This window comes from Croceibacterium aestuarii, assembly GCF_030657335.1.
Classification (GTDB): Bacteria; Pseudomonadota; Alphaproteobacteria; order Sphingomonadales; family Sphingomonadaceae; genus Croceibacterium_B; species Croceibacterium_B aestuarii.
The window spans coordinates 3,217,083-3,239,295 of sequence record NZ_CP131039.1; the positions used below are offsets into that span (position 1 = coordinate 3,217,083).

The 22,213-nt window shown below is 65.3% G+C and carries 20 protein-coding genes; 8 read left to right on the forward strand and 12 right to left on the reverse strand.

All coding sequences use genetic code 11. The features are described from left to right. Nucleotides 1-21: 21 nt before the first annotated feature. Nucleotides 22-708: an alpha/beta fold hydrolase gene (locus Q7I88_RS15890; RefSeq protein WP_305096882.1), complete on the reverse strand. Its 687-nt coding sequence runs from the start codon at nucleotides 706-708 to the stop codon at nucleotides 22-24. 137 nt (nucleotides 709-845) lie between these two features. Here Q7I88_RS15890 and Q7I88_RS15895 point away from each other — a divergent pair, with 137 nt between their 5' ends. From Q7I88_RS15895 to Q7I88_RS15920, 6 genes are all read left to right on the forward strand, one after another. Further along, nucleotides 846-1,715: a methylenetetrahydrofolate reductase gene (locus Q7I88_RS15895; RefSeq protein ID WP_305096883.1), complete on the forward strand. Its 870-nt coding sequence runs from the start codon at nucleotides 846-848 to the stop codon at nucleotides 1,713-1,715. A gap of 93 nt (nucleotides 1,716-1,808) precedes the next feature. After that, the gene (locus Q7I88_RS15900) at nucleotides 1,809-2,747 is read left to right on the forward strand and encodes a bifunctional 5,10-methylenetetrahydrofolate dehydrogenase/5,10-methenyltetrahydrofolate cyclohydrolase (RefSeq protein WP_305096884.1); all 939 of its coding nucleotides are present in this window, start codon (nucleotides 1,809-1,811) and stop codon (nucleotides 2,745-2,747) included. Between the two features lie 68 nt (nucleotides 2,748-2,815). Then, nucleotides 2,816-3,076, forward strand: a complete 261-nt coding sequence (locus Q7I88_RS15905) for a hypothetical protein (RefSeq protein WP_305096885.1) — start codon at nucleotides 2,816-2,818, stop codon at nucleotides 3,074-3,076. Next, nucleotides 3,073-4,548 (forward strand): flavin-containing monooxygenase, encoded by a 1,476-nt coding sequence (locus Q7I88_RS15910; protein ID WP_305096886.1) that lies wholly within the window; start codon nucleotides 3,073-3,075, stop codon nucleotides 4,546-4,548. The genes Q7I88_RS15905 and Q7I88_RS15910 overlap by 4 nt, the downstream gene beginning before the upstream one ends. Further along, nucleotides 4,548-5,321: a competence/damage-inducible protein A gene (locus tag Q7I88_RS15915; protein WP_305096887.1), complete on the forward strand. Its 774-nt coding sequence runs from the start codon at nucleotides 4,548-4,550 to the stop codon at nucleotides 5,319-5,321. Before Q7I88_RS15910 ends, Q7I88_RS15915 begins: the two co-directional genes overlap by 1 nt. Continuing rightward, entirely contained in the window at nucleotides 5,318-6,199 is an 882-nt protein-coding gene (locus Q7I88_RS15920) for a DUF8021 domain-containing protein (RefSeq protein WP_305096888.1), read from the forward strand. Before Q7I88_RS15915 ends, Q7I88_RS15920 begins: the two co-directional genes overlap by 4 nt. Here Q7I88_RS15920 and Q7I88_RS15925 read toward each other — a convergent pair. From Q7I88_RS15925 to Q7I88_RS15955, 7 genes are all read right to left on the reverse strand, one after another. After that, nucleotides 6,196-7,098 carry a class III extradiol dioxygenase subunit beta gene (locus Q7I88_RS15925; RefSeq protein WP_305096889.1) on the reverse strand — a complete coding sequence of 301 codons (903 nt, stop codon included), beginning with the start codon at nucleotides 7,096-7,098 and terminating at the stop codon, nucleotides 6,196-6,198. The genes Q7I88_RS15920 and Q7I88_RS15925 overlap by 4 nt on opposite strands. Beyond that, complete coding sequence (ligA, locus tag Q7I88_RS15930; RefSeq protein ID WP_305096890.1) at nucleotides 7,098-7,523, reverse strand: protocatechuate 4,5-dioxygenase subunit alpha; 426 nt, start codon at nucleotides 7,521-7,523, stop codon at nucleotides 7,098-7,100. The genes Q7I88_RS15925 and ligA overlap by 1 nt, the downstream gene beginning before the upstream one ends. 91 nt (nucleotides 7,524-7,614) lie before the next feature. Next, a complete protein-coding gene (locus Q7I88_RS15935) occupies nucleotides 7,615-8,805 on the reverse strand; it encodes a hypothetical protein (protein ID WP_305096891.1) in 1,191 nt (396 codons plus the stop codon). Further along, nucleotides 8,805-9,302, reverse strand: coding sequence for a DUF421 domain-containing protein (locus tag Q7I88_RS15940; RefSeq protein WP_305096892.1), 498 nt, complete (start codon nucleotides 9,300-9,302; stop codon nucleotides 8,805-8,807). The genes Q7I88_RS15935 and Q7I88_RS15940 overlap by 1 nt, the downstream gene beginning before the upstream one ends. Nucleotides 9,303-9,499: 197 nt before the next feature. Then, nucleotides 9,500-10,195 carry a 50S ribosomal protein L1 gene (gene rplA / locus Q7I88_RS15945; protein ID WP_305096893.1) on the reverse strand — a complete coding sequence of 232 codons (696 nt, stop codon included), beginning with the start codon at nucleotides 10,193-10,195 and terminating at the stop codon, nucleotides 9,500-9,502. A 4-nt stretch (nucleotides 10,196-10,199) separates the two neighbouring features. Further along, complete coding sequence (gene rplK / locus Q7I88_RS15950) at nucleotides 10,200-10,631, reverse strand: 50S ribosomal protein L11 (protein ID WP_305096894.1); 432 nt, start codon at nucleotides 10,629-10,631, stop codon at nucleotides 10,200-10,202. 207 nt (nucleotides 10,632-10,838) lie between these two features. Continuing rightward, nucleotides 10,839-16,595 (reverse strand): beta strand repeat-containing protein, encoded by a 5,757-nt coding sequence (locus tag Q7I88_RS15955; protein WP_305096895.1) that lies wholly within the window; start codon nucleotides 16,593-16,595, stop codon nucleotides 10,839-10,841. A 296-nt stretch (nucleotides 16,596-16,891) separates the two neighbouring features. Between Q7I88_RS15955 and Q7I88_RS15960 the strand changes: the two genes are divergently transcribed. Beyond that, on the forward strand, nucleotides 16,892-17,980 hold the full coding sequence (locus tag Q7I88_RS15960) for a helix-turn-helix transcriptional regulator (protein ID WP_305096896.1): 1,089 nt from the start codon (nucleotides 16,892-16,894) through the stop codon (nucleotides 17,978-17,980). Between the two features lie 29 nt (nucleotides 17,981-18,009). On the opposite strand, the gene nusG is transcribed toward Q7I88_RS15960, so the two are convergent. The 4 genes from nusG to Q7I88_RS15980 form a co-directional block, all read right to left on the reverse strand. Then, a complete protein-coding gene (gene nusG, locus Q7I88_RS15965; protein ID WP_305096897.1) occupies nucleotides 18,010-18,546 on the reverse strand; it encodes a transcription termination/antitermination protein NusG in 537 nt (178 codons plus the stop codon). A gap of 31 nt (nucleotides 18,547-18,577) precedes the next feature. Beyond that, nucleotides 18,578-18,772 (reverse strand): preprotein translocase subunit SecE, encoded by a 195-nt coding sequence (gene secE, locus Q7I88_RS15970; protein ID WP_305096898.1) that lies wholly within the window; start codon nucleotides 18,770-18,772, stop codon nucleotides 18,578-18,580. Between the two features lie 230 nt (nucleotides 18,773-19,002). Then, nucleotides 19,003-20,388 carry a glycosyltransferase family 87 protein gene (locus Q7I88_RS15975; RefSeq protein ID WP_305096899.1) on the reverse strand — a complete coding sequence of 462 codons (1,386 nt, stop codon included), beginning with the start codon at nucleotides 20,386-20,388 and terminating at the stop codon, nucleotides 19,003-19,005. 287 nt (nucleotides 20,389-20,675) lie between these two features. Continuing rightward, entirely contained in the window at nucleotides 20,676-21,296 is a 621-nt protein-coding gene (locus tag Q7I88_RS15980) for a hypothetical protein (protein WP_305096900.1), read from the reverse strand. A gap of 256 nt (nucleotides 21,297-21,552) precedes the next feature. On the opposite strand from Q7I88_RS15980, the gene Q7I88_RS15985 reads away from it, so the two are divergent. Further along, complete coding sequence (locus Q7I88_RS15985; protein ID WP_305096901.1) at nucleotides 21,553-22,020, forward strand: hypothetical protein; 468 nt, start codon at nucleotides 21,553-21,555, stop codon at nucleotides 22,018-22,020. Nucleotides 22,021-22,213 lie beyond the last annotated feature (193 nt).

Sequence of the window (22,213 nt, forward strand, 5' to 3'; positions counted from 1 at the left end):
CTGTCGGTTACTTCAGGATCGTCAGGCCGGCCTTGCGAGCCAGTCTGAAATGGCGGAATTGACGGCCTCGGGCGCCTCGAGCTGGATCATATGGCCGGCACCCGGGACGATGACGAGCTCGGCTCCCGGAATCGCCGCGGCGATCGCTTCGTGCTGCCCGGGCGGCGCCCAGCTGTCGAGTTCGCCGGTCATGACCAATGTAGGACAGGAAATGCGCGGCAACAGGTCGGTCACGTCGGGCCGCCCCACCAGCGCGTGGATCTGCGCGTCGAACACGTCCTGCCCGGCCTCGAGGTTCATTTCGCGCAGCGGTCCGTAGATGGCCGGGTTGGCGCGATTGGGTCCGGCCACCATCGGCGGCAGCCACTGGTCGATGAGCGCCTCGAAACCGTTGTCCCAGCCGACCTGCTGCAAGGCGCGGCGCTTCTCCGGCTCTCCCTCGCGCAGCGGGTGCACGCCGGTGCTGACCAGCGCCAGGCGGCGGACTCGCTCGGGCGCGAGGCGATAGACCTCGAGCGCGACGCGGCCGCCCATCGAATGGCCCAGCAAATCGAACGATTCGGGCGCCTCGGCCAGCGCGACGCGGGCCATTTCCGGCAGAGTATCGGCCAGCCCGTAGCCATTCACCGCCCGCGAATCGGCGAAAGCCGCGAGTTGCGGCTCGTAAATGCGCGCGTCGCACGCCAGCCCGGGCAGTAACAGCAGCATGGCGATTTGCTCGCCTCTCCCAAGGAATTCGCAGGTGTGAAATTTTCGTCTATACGAAGAAAGGCGACTGCGCTAGGGGCTTTTCGCAAGTCCCGTGCGGTCCTAGGGAGTCGCGCGAAGAAGAGGAGAGAGCCTGCATGTCCTACGCCGCGATCCACCCGAACTGGGAGAAGCCGCGAGCCAATATGGTCGACGGTTATTCGCTCGAAATGACCGCCAAGGAGACCGAGGGCCTGCGCGAAGCGGCGCCGCTGATTCGTCCCAAGACGCAGATCGCGGTGACCTTCCTGCCCGGCGAGGAAATGGAACAGCGGGTCGAGGCGGCCGTCCTCGTCCGCGAACTCGGCTTCGAACCCATCGTCCACCTTTCCGCCCGCCGCCTGACCTCGGCCGAAGAGCTCGACAAGTACGTCGGCGACGTGACCAGTCGCGCCGGCGTGAAGCGCGTCTTCATCATCGCCGGCGACCCGCCCGAGCCCGAAGGGCCGTTTTCCGATTCGCTGCAGATCATCGAGAGCGGCATTCTCGAAAAGCACGGTGTCGAGATCGTCGGCATCGGCGGCCACCCCGAGGGACACCCCAACGTGTCGAAGCCTGACCTTTGGGTTTGGATGGAGAAGAAGCTCGCCGCGGTGCGCGCCCACGGGATGGTCCCGCTGGTGGTCACGCAGTTCGCCTTCGACGACGACGCGATCGTCGCCTGGGTCAAGGAAATGCGCGATCGCGGCATCGATGTGCCGGTGCGCCTCGGCGTCCCCGGCCCGGCCGGCATCAAGCGGCTGCTCGGTTTCGCCAAGCGTTGCGGCGTCGGCGCCTCGGCTTCGGTGATGAAGAAGTACGGCGTCTCGATCACCAATCTGATCGGCAGCGCCGGGCCCGACAAGCTGGTCGCCAGCCTCGAAAAAGGCCTGACGCCCGAGCTGGGCCGCGTGCGCCTGCACTTCTATCCGTTCGGCGCGCTCAAGGCGTCGGCCGAATGGATCAACGATTACGACGCGAAGCACTGACCCGGCCCCCGCCCCGTTCATGGTGAGCCTGTCGAGCCACGAACGTTGCAGGAGCGCCCTTCGACAGGCTCAGGACGAACGGAAGTAACCAGTATGGCCGAAATCATCGACGGGCGGGCAGTCGCCAGGAAGCTCGACGAGGAAACCAAGGCGCAGATCGACGCCATGGTCGCCGCCGGGATGCCGCATCCCGGCCTCGCGGTCGTGTTGGTCGGGAGCGATCCGGCGAGCGAAGTCTACGTCGGGCGCAAGCTCAAGAAGTCGACCGAGCTCGGCATCGTCAGCTTCGAGCATCGTCTGCCGGCCGAGACGTCGCAGGACGATCTGCTGGCGCTTATCGCCCGGCTCAATGCCGACAGCGCGGTCCACGGAATCCTCGTTCAGGTGCCGCTGCCGGCGCACATCGACACCGGCCTGGTGCTGCGCGCCATCGCCCCGAGCAAGGACGTCGACGGCTTCCACCCGGTCAACGTCGGGCGGCTGTCGACCGGGACCGGCGGAATCGTCCCCTGCACTCCGCTGGGTGTGACCAAGCTGCTCGACACCGTGTTCGACGACCTGACCGGCCTCGATGTGGTGGTGATCGGCAAGTCCAACATCGTCGGCAAGCCGATCGCCATGCTCATGCTCGAGCGCGAAGCGACGGTGACCGTCACCCATATCGAAACCAAGGGCCTGGCCGACATCTGCCGCCAGGCCGACATCATCATCGCCGCCGCCGGAGCGCCCGAGCTGGTCAGGGGATACTGGGTCAAGCCGGGCGCGGTCATCATCGACGTCGGCATCACTCGGCGCAAGACCGCCGACGGCAAGACCAAGCTCGTCGGCGACGTCAAGTTCGACGAGGTTCAGCATGCCCGTGCGGTTACTCCCGTGCCCGGCGGTGTGGGCCCGATGACGATCTCGTGCCTGATGGCCAACACGGTTCAGGCCGCGCGCGACCAGGTCGCGGGCAAGAGCGGCGACGGTTTCACGATCAGCTTCGACGACGTGCCCGACCGCTCGATGTTCACCGGCGAGACCCAGGACTGACTGGCACGCCGCCCCGGCGGCGATTTCGCGCTTTCCTACAGTCCGCACTTGCGGCTAGCCCGGCCGCGATGTCCTCTCTCGTCACCGAATCCGCGTATCTTCCGCGCCCCGGCACCGGCGGCGAACAGGAGCGCCGGGGCGGCGTTCCGGAAAGTTACTCTTTTCGCGCCCCGATTTTCGCCAAGGCCCTGGAAAGAAAGGAGAAACGGGTCCCCGGACTTTTTTCCTTTTTGCGCGTTTGGCGGTCCACGCCGCGCGACGCCCACCGGGGCTGGAAATTGCCCGGCAAAGGTCTAGTTTCGATTCCGTACGGGAAAGGGATCGAATGACGCCGCAGCCTGACATCGATGTCGCCATTGTCGGGGCCGGCATCTCCGGCATCTCGATGGCCGCGCATATGAAGCTGATGTGCCCGGAGCGCAGCTTCGCCATGTTCGAGCGGCGGGCGAACATCGGCGGGACGTGGGACCTGTTCCGTTATCCTGGCATCCGCAGCGACAGCGACATGCACACGCTCGGCTTCAAGTTCGAGCCGTGGGTCCACGAAAAGGCCATCGCCGATGCCCCGGCGATCCGCGACTACCTCGATCGCATCGTCCACGAACGCGGGATCATCGGCCATGTCCGGTTCGAGTCCAAGGTCGTGTCCGCCGACTGGCATTCGGACGAGGCCATGTGGCACCTCACCGTCGAGGATCCCGACGGGTGGCAGCAGGTTACCGCCCGCTTCCTCTACCTCGCCTCGGGCTATTACGACTACGACGACCCGCACGACGCGCAGCTTCCGGGCCTCGACAAGTTCGCCGGACAGGTCGTTCACCCGCAATTCTGGCCCGAGGGTCTCGATTACGCCGGCAAGAAGATCGTGGTGATCGGCTCGGGCGCGACCGCGGTGACGATCGTCCCGGCGATGACCGACAAGGCTTCGCACGTCACCATGCTCCAGCGCACGCCCACCTGGATGGCGGCGGGGCCGAGCCGCGACAGGATCGCCAACCGGCTGCGCAAGGTCCTGCCCGAGTGGCTCGCCTACCGTATCGTCCGGCAGAAGAATATTCGCCTCCGCGACTACCTGTTCAAGCGCGCCCGCAGCGCGCCCGACAAGGTCGCTGCCTTCCTCACCGGCATGCTCAAGAAGGAGCTTGGCGAGGATTACCCGCTCGACGATTTCCAGCCGCCCTACCCGCCGTGGGACCAGCGACTATGCCTGGTGCCCGACAGCGATCTTTTCGCCGCGCTCAAGGCCGGCACCGCTTCGGTCAAGACCGGTCAGATCGAAAGCTTCGAGGCGAACGGCGTGCGCCTCAAGTCGGGCGAACTGCTCGAGGCTCATATCGTCATTACCGCCACCGGCCTGCGCCTGGCGCTGGGCGGCAAGGTCGACGTCACTCTCGACGGCGAGGCCCTCGTCTGGCCCGACCTCTGGTTCTATCGCGGCTGCATGTTCTCGAACGTGCCAAACCTCGCCATCGTTTTCGGTTACCTCAATGCCAGCTGGACGCTGCGCGCGGACAACACTTCGAGTTACATCTGCCGGGTGCTCAACCGCATGCACGACAAGCGCGCGGATATCGCCATACCGCGGCTGCCCGACGATCACGGGATGGAAGAAATCGAGCCGTTCCCGTTCTCCTCCGGCTATCTGCAGCGCGCCAAGCATCTTGTTCCCAAGAGCGCGCCGACGCTGCCGTGGCGGCTCAACCAGGACTACCTCGAGGACTGCCGCGACTTCAGGAAGCGCCCGGTCGACGACGGGGTACTGAAGTTCGAGCGACTGCCAGCCAAGACCGAGGCGGCGTAGTGGCGCAGGCATCAGACAAACACGGGCGGATCTGGAGCGCCGCACTACTCGTCGTCGGCGACGAGATCCTTTCCGGCCGCACGCACGACAAGAACATCGCCCAGGTGGCGAGCTGGCTGCAGGTCCAGAACATTCGCCTGTCCGAGGTGCGCGTCGTCCCGGACGTGATCGAGCGCATCGCCGAGGCGGTCAATGCTCTGCGCACCGGCTACGACTACCTGTTCACCACCGGCGGGATCGGCCCGACGCACGACGACATCACCGTGGACGGCGTAGCCAAGGCACTCGGCGTGCCGGTGATTGTCGACCCGCGCGCGCGGGCGATCCTCGAGGAGTACTACGCCGCGCGCGGAGGGCTCAACGAAGCGCGTCTCAGGATGGCCCGGGTCCCCGAGGGCGCCGACCTGATCGAAAACCGCATGTCGGGCGCGCCGGGCATCCGGATCGGCAACATCCACATGATGGCGGGGGTCCCCGCCATTGCCGCGCAAATGCTCGATGCGCTCACCGGCACGCTCGAAGGCGGCGAACCGCTGCTGTCCGAAACGGTCGGCGGGTGGATCCAGGAAAGCCAGGTCGCCGACTTGCTGCGCGAGGTCGAAAAGGCGCACGAGGGCTGCCAGATCGGCAGCTATCCGTTCTTCCGCGAAGGAAAGACCGGGGCCAACTTCGTCATTCGCTCGACCGACCGCGACGCGCTCGATTCGTGCGTCGATACGCTGTGCGAAGGATTGGGAGAGCGCGGCTTCGACTTCACGCCGGTCGGAATATGAACGCCGCGCGCGGACACCTGCAGGCTCTGCTCGACGAGGTGCTCGATCTCGCCGGCCGGCCCGAGGCGGCAACCCGCTACGGCGGTTGGCGCTACACCGAAAACGGCCAGGCCCTGCCGGTCGGCGAAGGGCTCTGGGCGACCGCGGACCGCATCGGCCCTTACTGTCACACCTTCCTCGATTCCGACACCGGCCAGGCCGCCTGTTTCGCCACTCTGACCGAAGGCCGGACCCGCTCGATCGTGGCGCTGCGCGTGGCCGAGGGCGAGATCGAGGCGGTCGTCGCCCGCCCGGCCCCGTTCGGCTCCGGCGGAGCCTTCGGCGACGGGCCGGCGGCGCTCGATGCCGCGACGCTCGACCCGCGCTGGCTGGCCGAAATCGACCCGCCAGAGCGCGCTTCTCGCGACGATCTCATCGCGGTTGCCGACGCCTATTTCGCCGGGCTCGAGCGCAACGACGGCAAGGGCCAATACCCCTTCGCCGATGACTGCGTCCGCATCGAGAACGGCTTTCGTACCACCGGCGTTCCGCCCTCACCCTCCGCCGGCAAGACGCCCTACCTCGAAGCCTTCCGAGCCATGTCGGCGCGCGAGCAGTTCGAAACCGGCTACTTCGCCTTCGTCGACCGTATCCGCGACCGCCGCTTCCCGATTGTCGACCCGGCGCGCGGCCTGGTCTTCTCGTTCGCCTTCTTCGATCACTCGGGCACGATCCGCGAATACGAGCTGGCCGACGGCACCCCGGTCAGCGCCGGTCTCGATCGCCCCTTCAGCTGGATGATCGCCGAGGGCTTCCGCATCGAAGGCGGGCTGCTGACCCGCATCGAGGCGCTGATGACCGAATGCCCTTACGGCATGGGTCCGGGCTGGCCCGCCTAGGCCGGCGCCGCCTTGCGCGTCTCGACTTCGCCCAGCCGGTGCTTGAACTGCCGCTTGGGGGTCATCACCACATGGCCCACCGCGGTGTTGCTGGCGGGCACGTGGTAGAAGCGGTGTAGCTCGTCGACGTTCGGGCCCATCGCCGCGCGCATGATCAGCCACATGATCAGCTCGATCCCCTCGGTCCCCGCTTCGCGCAGGAAATCGAGACGCGTAATGCCGCGCAATTCGTCGGTGCCCTCGGGGCCTGCGGCCAGCCGCTCGAGGAAGGCATTGTCGAATTCGGGCGCGATCAACCCGGCCCGCGGGCCTTGCAACTGGTGGCTCATCCCGCCGGTACCCCAGACCTGCACCTCGATGTCTTCCGGATAGGCCTCGACAGCATCGCGGATCGCCTCGCCGAGCTTCCAGCAGCGCTCGGCCGAAGGGGTCGGAAACTGCGTCACATTGACCGCCAGCGGGATGACCTTGCATGGCCATTCCTCCGGCTGTCCGAACACGAGGCTGAGCGGAACGGTGAGCCCATGATCGACCGCGATGTCGTTCATGATGGTGATGTCGAATTCATCGATCACCAGCTGTTCGGCGATGTGTCCGGCGAGGTCGGGATGGCCGATGACCTTGGGCACGGGGCGCGGCCCCCAGCCCTCGTCGGCCGGCTCGAACTCCTCGGCGAACCCGATCGCGAAAGTCGGCACGATGTCGAGCATCATGGCGCTGGCATGGTCGTTGTAGCACAGGATCACCACGTCGGGCATGTTGTCCTTCACCCACGCCTTGACGAAGTCGTAGCCGGCAAAGACCGGCGCCCAGTAGGGATCGCCCGTACGCCCGAGATCGACCGCCGCGCCGATCGCCGGGACGTGGCTGGTGCCGATACCCGCGGTGATCCGGCCCATTACGTCTCCCCTCCGAATTCGCGTTGCTGCTGCTCGCGGATCGACTTCAATCCCTCGGGCGAGCGCCCGCCGGTGCGCATCATGTCGGCATATTCGTCGGGCGTCATCCCGGTCATCGAGCTGACCGCGCGCTGTGCGCTCCAGCCGTCGGTGTTCGAAAGCTTGACGAGGAAATAGATGTTGCCGCCCAGGTCGATCAGCCGCGGGAAATCGCGATTCAGCACCGCCTGCTTCTGCTCTTCGGTCATCCGGAAGCGGTCGAGGTAGGCGCGTTCGTCGGCCTTGAAGGCGGCGCGATTGTCCGCATCCATCAGCGACATGCAGAATTTGTGCAGGTGATAGGCCGCACGGCTGCGCTTGGCGGTGAACACCGTGGTGCCGGGAATGTCCTCGAGGTCGGACAGCGGATAGAGGCGGTGGCGCATGGGAACGTCTTTCGTTGCGGCGAAGAGGAAGCCTACCAGTCCCGCGGCGGATCGGCCAGCATGCCGCGCCCGCGGATGCCCAGGTCCATCGTCATACATACGTCGGGAACAAGGCCAGTTCGCGCAGGATTTCGCGCCGCTGCAGCCCGCCGGCCAACGCCCCCGTCGTGACCCCGACGGTGCTGTCGAACACCGCGAGGCGCAGCTTGTCGACCCAGGTCACCACGGGGTCCTCGAGCGTGGGCCAGGTGGAAATGAGCCCTTCGGGAAATATGGCCAGGACGATGACCAGCGTGAGGAGGGTGACCATGACGAAAAGTCCGACGATCGCCAGCAGCATCGTCAGCAGGATCGTGCCGTTGGCCACCGCGATGTGTTCGGGGACGATGCGGTTCTCCTTGCGCGGGAGGAACAGGTTGAGGCTGAGCGCCAGGTAGAGCGTCGCCGCCAGAATGCTCAGTCCGGCATACCACCAGGCGGTGGCATTCTTCATGCCCAGTCCGGCGTCCCACATCTCGGCAGTGAAGACCAGGATGAAGACCGGCGCGACCGCCGCTGTGGCCAGTGTCGGCATCTTGAGCGGCAGAAGCGGGGCCTTGTTGCGCCACAAGGTCCGCAGCACCAGGACGGGGTGGCTGACCACGGCGAAGGCATGCAACAGGATCTCGTGGGCGCGGTTGCGGCCGCGCCACTCCTGCTCGGGGAACCCGTCTGCCAGCCTGCGCAACTGTTCCGGGTCCGCGAAGCGCGGACAGCGGTTGCGCTCGGCGTCGAGCCGGAACGGCGCCATGACGCCTTCGGTATCGGGGTGCGAACGCAGGCCCATTGCGTGGCCGATCAGGTGCAGCAGGAGGGCGGCGGCGTTCCAGCGCACGGCGGGCGCGTCAAGGGCGCCGGTGGGTCCGCGGCGATCGGGCTGCAGGCGGCGGGTCGACAGGACGCAGGTGCGCGTCAGCTCCGAAGCCACCCCGGAAGTCGGCCGCTCGGCGCGCGATACAAGCGGAGCATCGGCTATGGCCACCACGAGATCGAACGAACCTTCCGCCAGCCTCTGGGTCGACTGGGGCACGAAGTCCGCTGGCCGGGTTCCCTCGGCGGGGATCGCCGGAAGCTCCGCCGGATCGCCGATGTGAAAGCGCCATTCGCGCCCGGTGGCCCGCTCGAGTTCGGGCTTCACGTCGTCGATGAGCCGGCGGAGGAATGCGTCGAGCGCAGCCTCGTCGGCTTCCTTCGAGCGCGCGAGATAGCAGCCGACCTGGATCGGCATCGCCGTAGCGGCCATCAAACCTCCTCCCGGCGCAGCACGCTGATCTGGCCGTTGCGTTCGAGATAGGATTCATCGACGTCGTCCAGCGTGCGGAAGCCGCGCTCGCGCAAGGCTTCCTCGACGTCGGAGTGACTCAGCGCGGCGCGGCGCAGCGCCGTGGAATCGAGTTCGCCCCCGCGCACGAGCAGGATCGCGCGTCCCTTGAACAGCCAGTCGAGCGGCGGCCATGCGCTCGCCAGCCTGCTGACGATCCAGTAGGCCGCGACCAGCACCGTCGTCGCCACAAGTGTGGGCACGAGCGGAGCCGGTCCGGTCAGCGTCCGGCTGAGGTTGGAGCCGACGACGACCGTCACCAGAATATCGGGCGGCGACCACTTGCCGAAAGCGCGGGTGAACGCGAAGCGGCCGAGGAGCAGGCCGTAGGCGAAAACGATAACCGCGCGCACCGTCATCTCCGAGACGCCTATTCGCCCGATCGAATCTCCGGTCACTTGTTGAATTGTCTCGATCATCGGTTCCTCCGGCGCAGCGTTCTCCTCCCCAAAAAACCGCACGGACTAGCGGGCGTTCCGGCGCGGGCGAGGAAGGGGCGGCTTGGAAGCGGCCGTGCAGATCGAGAAAGTCCCGGTCGCTGACGCAAGAAGGGCCGGCGGATCGCTCCGCCGGCCCTTATTCGTTGCCGCACCAGGAAGCGCGACGCGCGATAAAGTTACGCGCCTTCGACCTCCGTCAGGTCGACCTTGAGGCCCGGGCCCATCGTCGAGGTGACGGTCACCTTCTTGAGGTACTTGCCCTTGGCGCCGGTCGGCTTGGCCTTGACGATGGCGTCGGTGAAGGCCTTGAAGTTGGCCTTCAGGTCCTCGTCCTTGAACGACAGCTTGCCGATGCCGGAATGGATGATGCCCTGCTTCTCGACGCGGAATTCCACCTGGCCGCCCTTGGCGTCCTTGACCGCCTGCGCAACGTTCGGGGTGACGGTACCGAGCTTCGGGTTCGGCATCAGGCCCTTGGGGCCGAGCACCTTGCCGAGCCGACCGACGACACCCATCATGTCGGGCGTGGCGATGACGCGGTCGTAGTCGAGGTTACCGGCCTGCATGTCTTCCATCAGGTCTTCGGCACCGACCTTGTCGGCTCCGGCGGCGAGCGCCTCGTCGGCCTTGTCGCCCTTGGCGAACACGGCGACCTTCATCTCCTTGCCGGTACCGGCCGGAAGCGAGACCATTCCGCGGACCATCTGGTCGGCGTGGCGCGGATCGACACCCAGGTTGAGCGCCACTTCGACCGTCTCGTCGAACTTCTTCGAGGCCATGTCGCGCAGCGTCTTGAGCGCTTCTTCGATGCCGTACAGCTTCTCGCCGTCGAGGGCGGCTGCGGACTTCTGCTTCTTGCTCAGCTTAGCCATCGGTTCAGCCCTCCACCACTTCGAGGCCCATCGCGCGAGCGGAGCCTTCGATGATCTTCGTCGCCGCTTCGAGGTCGTTGGCGTTGAGATCCTTCATCTTCATTTCGGCGATCTCGGTCAGCTTCGAACGCGCGATCTTGCCCGCCGAAACCTTGCCGGGCTCTTTCGAACCCGATTTGAGGTTGGCCGCCTTTTTGATCAGGAAGCTCGCCGGTGGCGTCTTGGTGACGAAAGTGAAGCTGCGATCCGCATAGACCGTGATGATGGTCGGGATCGGCATGGACTTTTCGAGATCCTGCGTGGCGGCGTTGAACGCCTTGCAGAATTCCATGATGTTCACACCGCGCTGACCCAATGCCGGGCCGATGGGCGGGCTGGGGTTGGCGGCGCCTGCAGGAACCTGCAGCTTGATATAGCCGTCGATCTTCTTGGCCACGTGTGGCCTCCTTTCTCACTGTCGCTTCGGTCTTTCGACCTCGGCTCATGGTAAGCGGTGCAACGGAGGGCCGTGAGGCGCTCCTCCCGCGCGGGTTGCCCAATGCCGGAGCACCGGGAAGCGGCGCCCCTACTCGAAAGCGCGCCGCGTTACAAGCAAAGAGGGGCGCCCTTGCGGACGCCCCTCCCCGCTGTTGAACGGTGTGGCTCAGAACTTGAAAGAGGCCGACACTCTCACGGTGTTGCTGTCGAAGGTCTTCGAGAAGCTGCCGCTGTAGCCCAGGCCCAGCTCGATCATGCCGGCGGTGTAGCGCAGGCCGGCTTCGACCTCGGCCGCATCCTTGGCGATCGGCAGGCCGGAGATGACCCCGCTGGCAGTATTGCCGGCGAAGGCGACACTGGCGAGCGACGCGCGGTCGCCCCAAGCCCGGCGATAGGAGACCGAACCGTACGGCGTGATACCGCCCGGCAGGGGCGCCGAGAGCCGCAGGCCGAGATCGCCGAAGGTCACGTCGCGGTCCATCCCGTTGACCGTCAGCGCAGTCGCGCCGCCGGTCTCGGTGAACTTGTCGACGTTGAGCGACACGTGGCTGATACCCGCGAACGGCTCGATCGAGAAGGCGATCGACGGCACCGCAAAGGCAACCTCGCCGTAATACTGCGTGTAGTCACCCTTGAGCGCCCCGCTGAGCGAGTTGCTGAGCGTTCCGAGCGACGTGTTGCGGTTGGACTTGGCGTCGAACCAGCCGAGCTGGATGCCGGCGCGCACCTTGACGCCTACCGGGCTGCTGTAGGCCGCCTGCAGCGTGGCGAAGGTCACCTTGCTGTCGTTGACCTGGCGGCTGCCCGGATCCTGCGAAAGATAGCCCAGCCCCGCGGAGACGTCGAACCCGGCCATCGCGTAGCCCAGGCCGCCGGCGATGCCGGTGTTGTCGGCCTTGAAGCCCGAAACGCCGGCCTTGCCCTCGCCGCTGACGTTGCCCAGCAGGCCCGTGGCCCAGCCGTAGGCCCCCGAGCCCGAGCGCGGCGCCTGCATCGTCTGGCGACGAAGCATGTCGGCCGTTTCGACCAGCGCGCCGGTGAACGACGGGTAGACCCCGCCGGTCAGCGTCTCGAAGTCGTCCGCCACGTCGCCGCGCGCCATGACCAGCGTGGTGTCGTAGAGCGTGCTGCCGTAGCCGAGCGCCTCGATCAGGTTACCGATGGCAGCCTGGTTCGCGGTCTTGGCGTAGGTCGAGTAGTCGACGTCGTTGCGGGTCAGATTCAGAGTCACGGTGTCGACCGTGTAGCTGAGCAGCGGGACGAGGTAGGCCAGGTTGGTGTAGACCGTGCCGAACGTTCCGGAGATGCCGCCGTCGGCGGTCAGGATCGTGTAGTCGGTGGCGGGCGCGTAGACGCCCGCACCGGCCAGCACGTTGACGGTCGCCCCGCCGAGCGTGGCGCTTCCGGTCACGTCGATCAGGTCGGCGTTTCCGGCCGGATCGACTTCGACCACCAGCGTCGAGGCCGAGGTCAAGGTCAGATCGCCTGCCACGGTGAGCACGCCGATCGAGTTGCCCGCGCCGAGCGAGCCGCCCTGGATCGTCGTGTCGCCGACCGTGCCGTTGCCGCCGAGCAAGCCGCCCTCGTTCACTACGAACGTGCCGCCGGCGTAGGAACCGTTGACCGACAGCGTGCCGCCGTTGACGTTTGCGGTACCGCTGAAGCTGCTGTCGCCCCCGAGCTTGAGGTCGCCCGTGCCCTGCTTGGTCAGTGTCCCGCTACCCGAGATCGAGCCGGAGAAGCTGGTGTTGCTGTCCTGGTTGATCGTCAGGCTGGTCGTGCCGAGTTGGAGGTTGCCGCCGTTGCCCGAGAGCTGCGCGACTTCCTGCTGGCCGCCCGCGACCTGCGATAGGTCGAACGAGCCTTCGCCCGACAGGTCGAGCTCGGTGTCCGCATCGAGCTGGCCGGTCAGCGCGACGGCGCCCGCGTTGATCGTGGTGGTGCCGGTGAAGTCGTAGGTTCCACCGAAGCTGAGCGTGCCGTCGCCGTTCTTGACCAGCAAGCCGTTGCCGCTGAACGCCCCGAGCAGCGAGTAATCGTCGCTGCGCGAGAACACGAACGTGCCGTCGTTGAGCATGTCGCCGGTGAAATCGCCGGTCGTGCCGCCATCGCCGAGCTGGAACGTGCCTTCCCCCGAGGTCGCGACATCGCCATCGTAGACATCGGTCAGAAGCAGCGTGCCGTTCTCGACGAAGGTACCGCCGGTATGCTGCAGCCCGCTGGCATCATCGACCAGGATCGTGGCGCCGCCAACCAGGTGGACCGAACCCGCACCGTCGATGAGCAGACCCGTGAGGTCGCCCGCTTCGGTGTCGGTATCGAAGTCGAGGTTCAGCGTGCCGCCGAGATCGACGTGGTTCGCCAGGATCGACGAGTAGCCCTCGTACTGGGCGATTGTCAGCGACGTGCCGTCTTCGATCTCGACCTCGTCGTAGAACGAGGTCGGACCTTCGGCGCGCCAGTTGCCGCGGTCGACCGAGAGCATCTCGACATTCGCGGTCGCCGCAACCTGGCCGATTGCATCGGCCGGTGCTTCATCGTTGAAATCGACCACCAGGTGGTCCCAACCGTCGCCGAGATCGGCATAGCCCTCGATGACCGAGTTTTCGGTCAGCTCGAGAACGTCGTCGCCGCCGCCGGTCTGCACCGCCAGACCGAGGTCGCTCGAAATCGTGCCATCGTTCTGGATGTAGACGCTGGCTACCGGGAACGACGGATCGCTCTGTCCCCCGAACACCGCCGCGCCGTCGCTGGCGCTGATCGTGCCCGAGTTGTACAACTGGGAGAACCCGCCCTGCTGGTTGCCGATCAGTGCAACGCCCGCATTCTTGCCGGTTACGGTCGCGCCTTCCGCGATTTCCACCACCCCGTGGCTCGATACAGAAACGACCGCCGCAGCCGCCGAAGAGGTAACGCTGCCGTTGATGACGGTGTTGCCCTCGACGCCGGCCGACACGAGAATGCTCCGCCCCGTGGTCGATACATCGCCGTTGACGGTGACGTTCATGTTCCGGCCGATTGCCGTGAGGCCGGTCGCGTTGGCGCCGGTTGCGGCGATGTCGCCGATGGCGACGTTACCAGTGCCGTTGAAAGCGAAGGCGTTGATCGCCGCGCTGTCGTCGCCGGAAGTGACGACCGAAGCGAGATCGAGCGTCAGCGTCCCGGCGTTTGACTGGCCGAGGACGGCCGCGCCACCGGCGCCAGTGGTCGCGGCGAGATTGCTGACGATCGTCACGTCACCGCCCGATTGTCCGACGACCGCGGAACCGTAGAGTGCCCCGCTGAAAGCATTGTCGCTGGTAATCGAGATCGCGCCACTCCCCGAGGTCGCTACTACCGCGTCCCCGGTGAACGGGCCCTGCAGGCCCTCGTTCTCGACCCGGGTGGTCCCGGCATCGATAGTGATCGCACCCGAACCGGTGTGGCCGAACACGCCCACGCCGCTGGCGCCGGTGGTCGTCACCGTGCCGGTGGCGATGCTGACGTCGCCGGTACCGCCTCGTGCCACGACAGCGACCGAATCCGCGCTTTCGAGATCGACGGTGTTGGCGACGATGCTGATCGCTGCATCGCTGGTCGCCGAAATGCCGTAGCGGAATTCGCCTTCCACCGTGACCGTGTCGGCATCGATCGAGATCGGTCCCGCCGCGTTGGCGACAATGCCGCCCTGCGCGATACGCATCCCGTCGGGACCGGCACCCGGATCGACGCCCGGTCCGACCGCTTCGGCATTGGCCGAGGTAATCGTCACGGAGCCATCGGAGTCGGCGAAAATTGCGCTGCCGAGCCCGGTCGTGCGCGCGGTGCCCTGGTTGTCGATGGTCACCGCGCTGTCGGCCTGGCCCCACAGCGCGTTGGTGCCCGCCTCGGTCACCGTATCGGCCGCGGTCGAGATCGACGCGTTGACGCCGAGTGCGCGCAGGCCGTGTCCTGCGGTAACGGTCGTATCGCCGGTGGTGACGATGCTGGCATCGCCTTCGCCCGTCGCATAGGCAACGGCACCGTACTCGTCGGCTTCGATGCTGCCTGCGGTGATCGAGGCACCGGTGTCGCCGCGCGCAAAGACACCACTGGCCAGCGTTCCTTCGTTGACGATGCTGTCGACGTTTACCGTGGCCACGCCAAGGTCGGCGATCGCATTGATGCCCCCTTGTTCGTCGCCGCGCGTGGTTACGACGCCGGCATCTACGGTGGCATCGCCGTTGGAGCTTCCCGCGTAGAGAACTGCGGCATACTGGCCGGCCGAGCTGGCTTCATCCGCCGTCAGGTGTGCCCCGGCGCCGCCGAGGGCGATTGCCGCGCTCGCCGCGTAGCCTTCGACGCTGGCCGATCCCACCGCGACAGTCGTGGTGCCGCTGTCGGACTCGGCATAGATGCCCTCCGACGTGTTGTAGTTGGCGTCCATCTCGCCGCTGGTGGCGACACTGCCCATCGTGACGTTGACGTCGCCACCCGAGCTGTACGCACGGACGCCGACGGCTCCCGCGCCGGTGGTGGTCACGCTATCGCCGGTGACCGAGATGTCACCGCCCACCCCATTGCCGGTGATCTCGGCATCGCCGTTCACCATCTGGATGTCGACGACCGCGACGCCGAAAGCGCCGTCGCCTTCGGTTGCGATGGCACCGGTCGATTCGACCGTGACGTTCTGGCCGCTGGCGAGAATGCCCATCGCGCCCTCGCCGGCCGTGGCGATATCGCCGTCCGAGACGACCGAAACGTCACCCTTGCTTGCAGCAGCGGCGATGCCCATGGCCTCGTAACCCGCAGTGGTGATGTCGCCCTGGCTGGTCACCGACACCGAGCTCGCGTCGACGTCATAGGTGGGTTCCTGCGCGGCCGGGTCGTACGAGAAATTGGCCGTCGCGACGATGCCGCCGGAATGGTCGCCCTGGGTCGAAAGCGCCCCCGTCGAATCGACAACTACGTGGTCTCCCAGCGCGAGAATCGCCGGTGCACCGTTGGCAACGGTCGAAATATCGCCGACTGAGGTGACGGAGGTGGATTCCGCGACGTCCAGGGTGAACGCCCCGGTGTTGGAGAAGTGCACCGCTCCGCGCCCGACGATCCCGGTCCCGGTTGTCGTTATGTCTCCTTCGGAGCTGATCGTGTTGTTGGCGCCCAAGCTCGAGATGCCGACTCCGAAACCGCCCGGCAGCGTAACGGCGATGTCGCCCACCGAAGTCACGGCCGAGTCTGCCTCAGACGACGCGGTGATGCCGTAGCCGCTGCCCGAGGGACCGGCGATGAGAATATCGCCGGTGTTGGTCACGGTCGCGCCGGCCGAGCCAGCAGCGTTGAGGCCGTAAATGTAGCTGGGCGTCCCCGCGACGGTCACACTGACGTCGCCGGTCGAGGTGATTGCCGCGGTGCCGCCGGCGGCACCATTGGCGGCGATGCCGACATTCCCCCATTGCGAAACGCCCGGGTCGCGGCTGGCGTTTACGGTGATGTTGCCGGTCGAATTGACGACGACGTTCGCCCCGCCGCTGGCGGCGGCGTTGATGTTGATGCCGCTGCTCCCGCCCTGCGAGGTATTCGCCCCGGTCGCGTTGATGGTCCCGGCGAAGTCGACTTCGACGTCGCCCTGCGGGTCGAGCGAAGCGATCGCCGGTACCCCCACGACGTTCAGCACATGGTCGCCGAGGTCGATCTGTGCGTTCGAGACGCCGGGCATCCAGATGGCGGGGACGCCCGCCTGCGGCGTGATGTCCGCGGTCAGATCCTCCACCACTACGTTTGGAGTATTCGTAAATACCCCGCCCGACACATCGCCGCTGCAGGTCGTGGTGTCTCCATCGACCGTGCACTGCGCCTGAGCCGGCGTGGCGACTGCGAAAGCCATGAGCGGGAGAACCGTTCCGGCGCCGACCATCAGGCGCGCGCGGGTGGAGAAACGAACCGATTTTTGAATCTTAGTCATGGACCTGCGTGGTGCCCCCTTGATTAACTGACCACGAGCCTCTGCCGGAGGGACGAAGCCCTGCGCGACGAGCGCTCGAAGGAGGGGCCGAAGGCAAAATGTTCCGCTATTTCGCGATCTTGGCTACGGCCCCGAAAGCGGGAATTGGCCGAGAACGGGCACACGGGGCGACTACAAAATTGTAGACGACCGCATTTTTGTTGCTAGCTTCAGCAAAGAATCCGTCGATTGGGGACCGCTCCTGAGGGGCCGGCTCGACCGGGAGCGAAGGGGGGCAAGTGCTGAACCGGGAACGCTTGGCAAGGGCTGCCAAACGGTTTGAAGATGCGGCGCTCGGCAAGGTGTCGTGGCAGGAGTCGGTCGATGAGTTTGCCTCCGCGCTGGATTTGCGCGCGGGACAGCTCGTGGCCTTCGGCCACCAATCGCTGGTGTCACTCAACATAAATTATGGATTCGCCCCGGCGCCGGTCGAAGAGGTGCAGGAAGTCCACCATCCCAGCGTGAATTCCCGCGTCCGGATAGGCTCGGCGGTGGGCGAGCTGGAAGTGATTGACGAGCGCTCGTTCACGACGCGCGAGGACATCCGCCGATCGCGCGCTTACGCCGCCTGGATGGAGCGAAACGGCGTAGGCTATTCTTGCGTCACTCCGCTCCTGCGTCAGGGCAACAATCTCGTTGGTCTCGCCGCGTTTCGTGGCATCGCCCAGAGCGAATTCGGCGATCAGGAGAGACGGGCATTCGCCGCGCTTGCCGCCCGCGCCCGCGCCGCGGTGACCACGGCCCTTTCGCTCGAAGCCGACCATGCGAGCAGCCTCGTCCTCGGAATGGACAACGTCGCTTCGGCGTCCTTCGTGTGCAACGGAATGGGGCAGGTCATCGCCGCGAGCCCGGCGGCCGAGCAAATTTTCGCCAGCGGCCGCTTCGGGCGACTGACGGCGGGATCGTTCGTGCCGGCCAATGTCGCCGAGCGGGGCCCGTTCAACGCCCGTCTTGCGCAGGCCATCAATGCCCGGCTGCGCCTCGATGCGCCTCCCCCGCGGCCCATGGTCCTCAAGTCGCAAGACGGGGATCGGCTGGTGATCGAGTTCGTCCCGCTTATGCAGGACTCGCTGTTCGCGCTCTCGTCCTCCGTGCTGCTCATATTTCGCGGAGCCAGAGACAATTCGGCCATGCGCGCGGAAATCGCCCGTGCACTGTTCGATCTGACCACGGCGGAGACGCGGGTTGCTGCCGATCTGCTTCGCGGCCTGTCGCCCGCGCAGATTGCCCAGGACAGCGGGATATCCGTGGGCACGATCCGCAGCCACGTGCACCGCATCCTGTCGAAGTCGCATTGCAGCAGTCAGGTGCAGTTCGTTGCCGAGGTAAACCGGCTGTCGGTCTGAACGTCGGGCCGCGCCGCGGCCCGGCCTGACTACTTGACGAGTTCGACCTGCTCGAAGTCGAGTTCCACCGGGGTGGCGCGGCCAAAGATCGAGACGCTGACCTTGACCTTGTTCTTGTCGAAATCGAGCTCTTCGACGAGGCCATTGAAGCTGGCGAACGGACCGTCGAGAACCTTGACGTTGTCGCCGATCTCGTAATCGACGTGGATTTCGCGCTTGGGGGCGTTCTTGGCTTCTTCGACCCCGCCGAAATAGCGCGCCGCATCCTTTTCGCTGATCGGCTGCGGCTTGCCGCCCGACCCGAGAAAGCCGGTGACCTTGGGCGTGTTCTTGACGAGGTGGTAGACGTCGTCGGTCAGCTTGAGCTTGGCCAGAACGTAGCCGGGCATGAACTTGCGCTCGACCTGGACCTTCTTGCCGCGCTTGACCTCGGTCACGGTCTCGGTCGGCACTTCCACCGACTCGACCGCCTCCGACAGGCCCATGCGTTCGGCCTCGGCGATGATCGAATCGCGGACCTTGTTCTCGAATCCCGAGTAGGCGTGGATGATGTACCAGCGGGCCATTAAATCAGCTTTCCGTCGAATCCGTGGAGTATCAGGCGAGGGTCAGCAGCCAGCGCACGGCGGCGCCGAACACCGAATCGATGCCGAGGAAGAAGACTGCGAGGATGACCATCAGGATGCCGACGAAGATCGCCGTGCGATAGGTCTCGGGCCAGCTCGGCCAGACAACCTTGCGGCCTTCGGCCTGCACCTGCTTGATGAATTCTGCGGGACTGGTCTTGGCCATTCGCTCGCCTGCCTTCTCGATCTGTCAAACTCTCTCCCGCCATGGGCTCCGCGCCGCCCCGGTCCATGCTGACCGGGAGGGGCGATACGGTTCCGATGTCGGAAGTCGGGTGTGCAGATAGCGATGCACCCGCATCAAGGCAAGGGCTGCGCCGGGGCGGTGACGCAAAGCGGCGGCGGGATCGCTCCCGCCGCCGCATCCGGTGGAAATTTCCGGACTTTGGTCTGTCGTCAGCAGCGGCCCAACAACCGGGCCAGGAAGCCCGGCTCCTCCATCGGCTGAATGCGGCCATACTTCATCAGTCGCAGCGAGGCGTCCTGGTGGGGCCGCGGCTGTATCCAGCTGTCCGGACGGCTTGACCGGAAGGTGTAACTCGACATTTTCGGTCTCCTTGAACCAGATGACCCGTCTCTGCGCAAAACCGGTCCGGCACCCGCCGGTTCCCCGCGGGCAAGGGTTGGCGCCGGCGTGTTGCCCCGCGTCCAGACCAGCCAGGCGAGCAGCAGCGCCGCGAGCGGCATGAGGTTGAGACCCAGCGGCAGCGCCGCCGCCCGCGTCGCGTATGGTGCAAACCACAAGGCGACGAGCAACAGTTTCTCCCACGGCCGGAAGCCGTCGCGCAGCCCTTGGCACACGAGCCAGAACAACGGCAGAACGAGAAACGGCAGATCGTAATTGAACAGGTAAGGCGAGGCGACCGCGGTGGCAGCCAGCATGAAAGCCCCGCTCGCCATGCCGTCCGGGCCCATCCGCCGCCATGAAAGCGCGACCAGGGCGATCGTCGCCGCGGCCAAGGCACCGGCCACCACCAAGGCTGCGCTCCCACCCGCAAGCAGGCGCACCTGCGAATAGGCGGTCGCCATGCGCAACAGGAAGTCGGCATCCGCGGTACGCATGATCGCCGCGCTGGCTGCCCAGCTTTCGGTGTAAGCCAGCATCGTCGCGCTCCCGAGCGTGGCCCAGGCGGCGAGCAACAGCCCGATCGCACTGGCCCCGGCGGCCACGAAGGCGCGCCAGCGGCCGCCGGCAGCCAGCCAAAACGGCACCAGCAGCGCGAGATGCGGCTTGATCACGAGCGCGCCAAACAGCATTCCGGCCAGCACAGGGCGGCGGTCGAGCAGCGCGACCCCGCCGACCAGAAGCGCGCCCGTAACGAACCCGTTCTGCGCATGGCCCGCGGCAATCAACGCGCCGGGGAAGACCAGCGCGAGCAGCCACAGTCGCGGGAAGGCGCTGGCCGAAACCCGCGCCCAGACGGCATAAGTGAGCGCGACCCACGCGATCCAGGCCAGCGGATATCGCAGCAGGGCGAACGGCCAGACCAGAAACAGGAACGGCGGCGGATTGACGAAGGCGAACCATCCGGCCGAGCCGGTCGAAGTCTGCACCTGTTCCTGCCAGTGCAGGTCATAGGCCGCGCTGGGCTGACCGGCGAGCACCGCCTTTCCCGCGCCCCAGAAAGCGAGGAAATCGCTCCCCTCGCCGCCCTGCGCCTGCCACCACGAAACGCCGAGTAGCGCCAACGAAACAAGACCGATCATCGCCGCGTAGACGCGAACGCGCTGGCCGTTCAGCCAATCCGCATCGCGCAACAGGTCGAATGCATTTCCCCCCATGCGCAGGGAATAGCGCAGCGAATCCAAGTTAGGAACGCCGCGCGACATTTGTCGGGGGATGAGGCGACTGCGCGGCGCGAGGACCGCCAGCGCCTGAAGGCCGCATTGAAGAAATGGCAGGGATGACATGTCGCTCTGTCGGGAAATGCGACGACTGCAATCCAGCGCAAAATCAGACACTCACGCCGGTAAGAGAACCTGCCACTATCAGACCGGCTGCTTTGTCACTTCCTGATCCGAAACCGGGTCAGCCGCTAACGACCCAATGCGGACATTCGAACGAAGGTTCAATATCCTTCGGGTATCCTCACCTGCGGCGGAATTTTCGCCGTTGTCGTGAACAGCCGCATCTTAGTCCCTCGAACAGGGGACAGGACAGTCATCAGATTCATAAGGTAGTCCTGCCCTTCACTGTCACGCCGTATAAAGGCACGCCGTTCTAGCGCGCCTCGCCTTGCGGTCATCTCTTTGATGTACCTCCAGCCATCCTCCACCAGGCGTCGCGCTATCGAGTCCGTGACCGACAGAGAAGGCTCGGATAGCAGTATGACATGGCATCCTGGCTGGCTCCCGCCAACTGCGAAAACGATATCTGTATCGAGAAGCGATTTCGATCCCATCGTGGATCGAGACACTAGCGCCAGTCCAGGAGCTCCAGGTTTCCCGGCGATCTCTTTACTGAACCCGTAGCTCAAGCCCCAGCTCTCGACCTTTTCAATCGACTCATCGAGCGAGTTTTTCGCTGAGAGCGCCGGCATGGCGATCTCGCCCGAGATGATGCCGAAGCAAGTCCCGCTACTGAGCTGGGTGATTTCATCGGCGATGCGCGCCTCACTCGTCTCCTCGGCCGTCGCCGCCGTTGCAGCGCCCCAAATTGCAGTCGCACAGAGAATTGATCGCAGAAACATGGCTGGCTCCTTTGTGCGAGGAATAGCCAATTCCTGTAAAAATCACTTAAACCCTGGTTCGCTGATGGGCCGCGTGCACTCTCGCGATCCGGTTGCCGAATGTCCGCCTTGGACCCCAATTCTTGACCTCGCCGTCGCGTGTGGCGGATGCCAAAAGCGGGCCAGCCCCTAAGCTACCAATTGCAGTCATTCGAAGCAGCAAACACAATCAAATGTGAGTATCTAGCTTGACAGGGGAGGGATTTAGGAAGTCATTATGAACTTAGCATTCCGGGCCATTTCGGTCGTCATCCCCTTCGGTCTCTCCGCTTGTCTGTATCACGGGGAGGAAGCCACTTTCCCGGACGGATGGATGGAACGACCGGACGCATTCCAATATGCCGTTTCATCATCTCTCAATGATGAGGTGATGCTGATCGAGCCTTCAGACGAGGCGGTTAGCGAGGCTCCGAACATGAACGGCACTGGCGACGCCTCCCTCCTCGAAGCAGCAACAAAATACTGCGATGCAGGCGGCTTTGCGATTATCAGACCATCACCGCTGGTGATTATCGTTCCTTCGGCTGGCTCGCAAATTTGGAGGAGCGAGAATCCGGCGAAACAGAATGAAGATTATCTGCAATGCGTAAGACAACATACGAATGAGACATTTCGCGCAACGCTACATCCAAATGCATTGGGGCCGGAAAGGGCGGAGAACGGAACCCCTCTAGATTTGGAATAGGCTACCGAACCGGAGACGAATTCAGTGCTCCATTGTAAGTTTTTGCTCTCGGCTGCTCTTTTGATCCGGCTTAGTGGTTGCAAATTGGAGCAGACGCCCGCTGATCGACTTGTTTCGTTGATTGAACGTAACGATGTTCCAGTCGTGCTGGATTTGGAAACTGTTGGCGCAATCAATTCACCTGCGAGCGATG

Bases quoted from the DNA above. Each gene is read 5' to 3' on its own strand.
- Q7I88_RS15890 (WP_305096882.1), bottom strand. From the start codon at position 708: ATGCTGCTGTTACTGCCCGGGCTGGCGTGCGACGCGCGCATTTACGAG.
- Q7I88_RS15895 (WP_305096883.1), top strand. From the start codon at position 846: ATGTCCTACGCCGCGATCCACCCGAACTGGGAGAAGCCGCGAGCCAAT.
- Q7I88_RS15900 (WP_305096884.1), top strand. From the start codon at position 1,809: ATGGCCGAAATCATCGACGGGCGGGCAGTCGCCAGGAAGCTCGACGAG.
- Q7I88_RS15905 (WP_305096885.1), top strand. From the start codon at position 2,816: ATGTCCTCTCTCGTCACCGAATCCGCGTATCTTCCGCGCCCCGGCACC.
- Q7I88_RS15910 (WP_305096886.1), top strand. From the start codon at position 3,073: ATGACGCCGCAGCCTGACATCGATGTCGCCATTGTCGGGGCCGGCATC.
- Q7I88_RS15920 (WP_305096888.1), top strand. From the start codon at position 5,318: ATGAACGCCGCGCGCGGACACCTGCAGGCTCTGCTCGACGAGGTGCTC.
- Q7I88_RS15925 (WP_305096889.1), bottom strand. From the start codon at position 7,098: ATGGGCCGGATCACCGCGGGTATCGGCACCAGCCACGTCCCGGCGATC.
- ligA (WP_305096890.1), bottom strand. From the start codon at position 7,523: ATGCGCCACCGCCTCTATCCGCTGTCCGACCTCGAGGACATTCCCGGC.
- Q7I88_RS15935 (WP_305096891.1), bottom strand. From the start codon at position 8,805: ATGGCCGCTACGGCGATGCCGATCCAGGTCGGCTGCTATCTCGCGCGC.
- Q7I88_RS15940 (WP_305096892.1), bottom strand. From the start codon at position 9,302: ATGATCGAGACAATTCAACAAGTGACCGGAGATTCGATCGGGCGAATA.
- rplA (WP_305096893.1), bottom strand. From the start codon at position 10,195: ATGGCTAAGCTGAGCAAGAAGCAGAAGTCCGCAGCCGCCCTCGACGGC.
- Q7I88_RS15955 (WP_305096895.1), bottom strand. From the start codon at position 16,595: ATGACTAAGATTCAAAAATCGGTTCGTTTCTCCACCCGCGCGCGCCTG.
- nusG (WP_305096897.1), bottom strand. From the start codon at position 18,546: ATGGCCCGCTGGTACATCATCCACGCCTACTCGGGATTCGAGAACAAG.
- secE (WP_305096898.1), bottom strand. From the start codon at position 18,772: ATGGCCAAGACCAGTCCCGCAGAATTCATCAAGCAGGTGCAGGCCGAA.
- Q7I88_RS15975 (WP_305096899.1), bottom strand. From the start codon at position 20,388: ATGGGGGGAAATGCATTCGACCTGTTGCGCGATGCGGATTGGCTGAAC.
- Q7I88_RS15980 (WP_305096900.1), bottom strand. From the start codon at position 21,296: ATGTTTCTGCGATCAATTCTCTGTGCGACTGCAATTTGGGGCGCTGCA.
- Q7I88_RS15985 (WP_305096901.1), top strand. From the start codon at position 21,553: ATGAACTTAGCATTCCGGGCCATTTCGGTCGTCATCCCCTTCGGTCTC.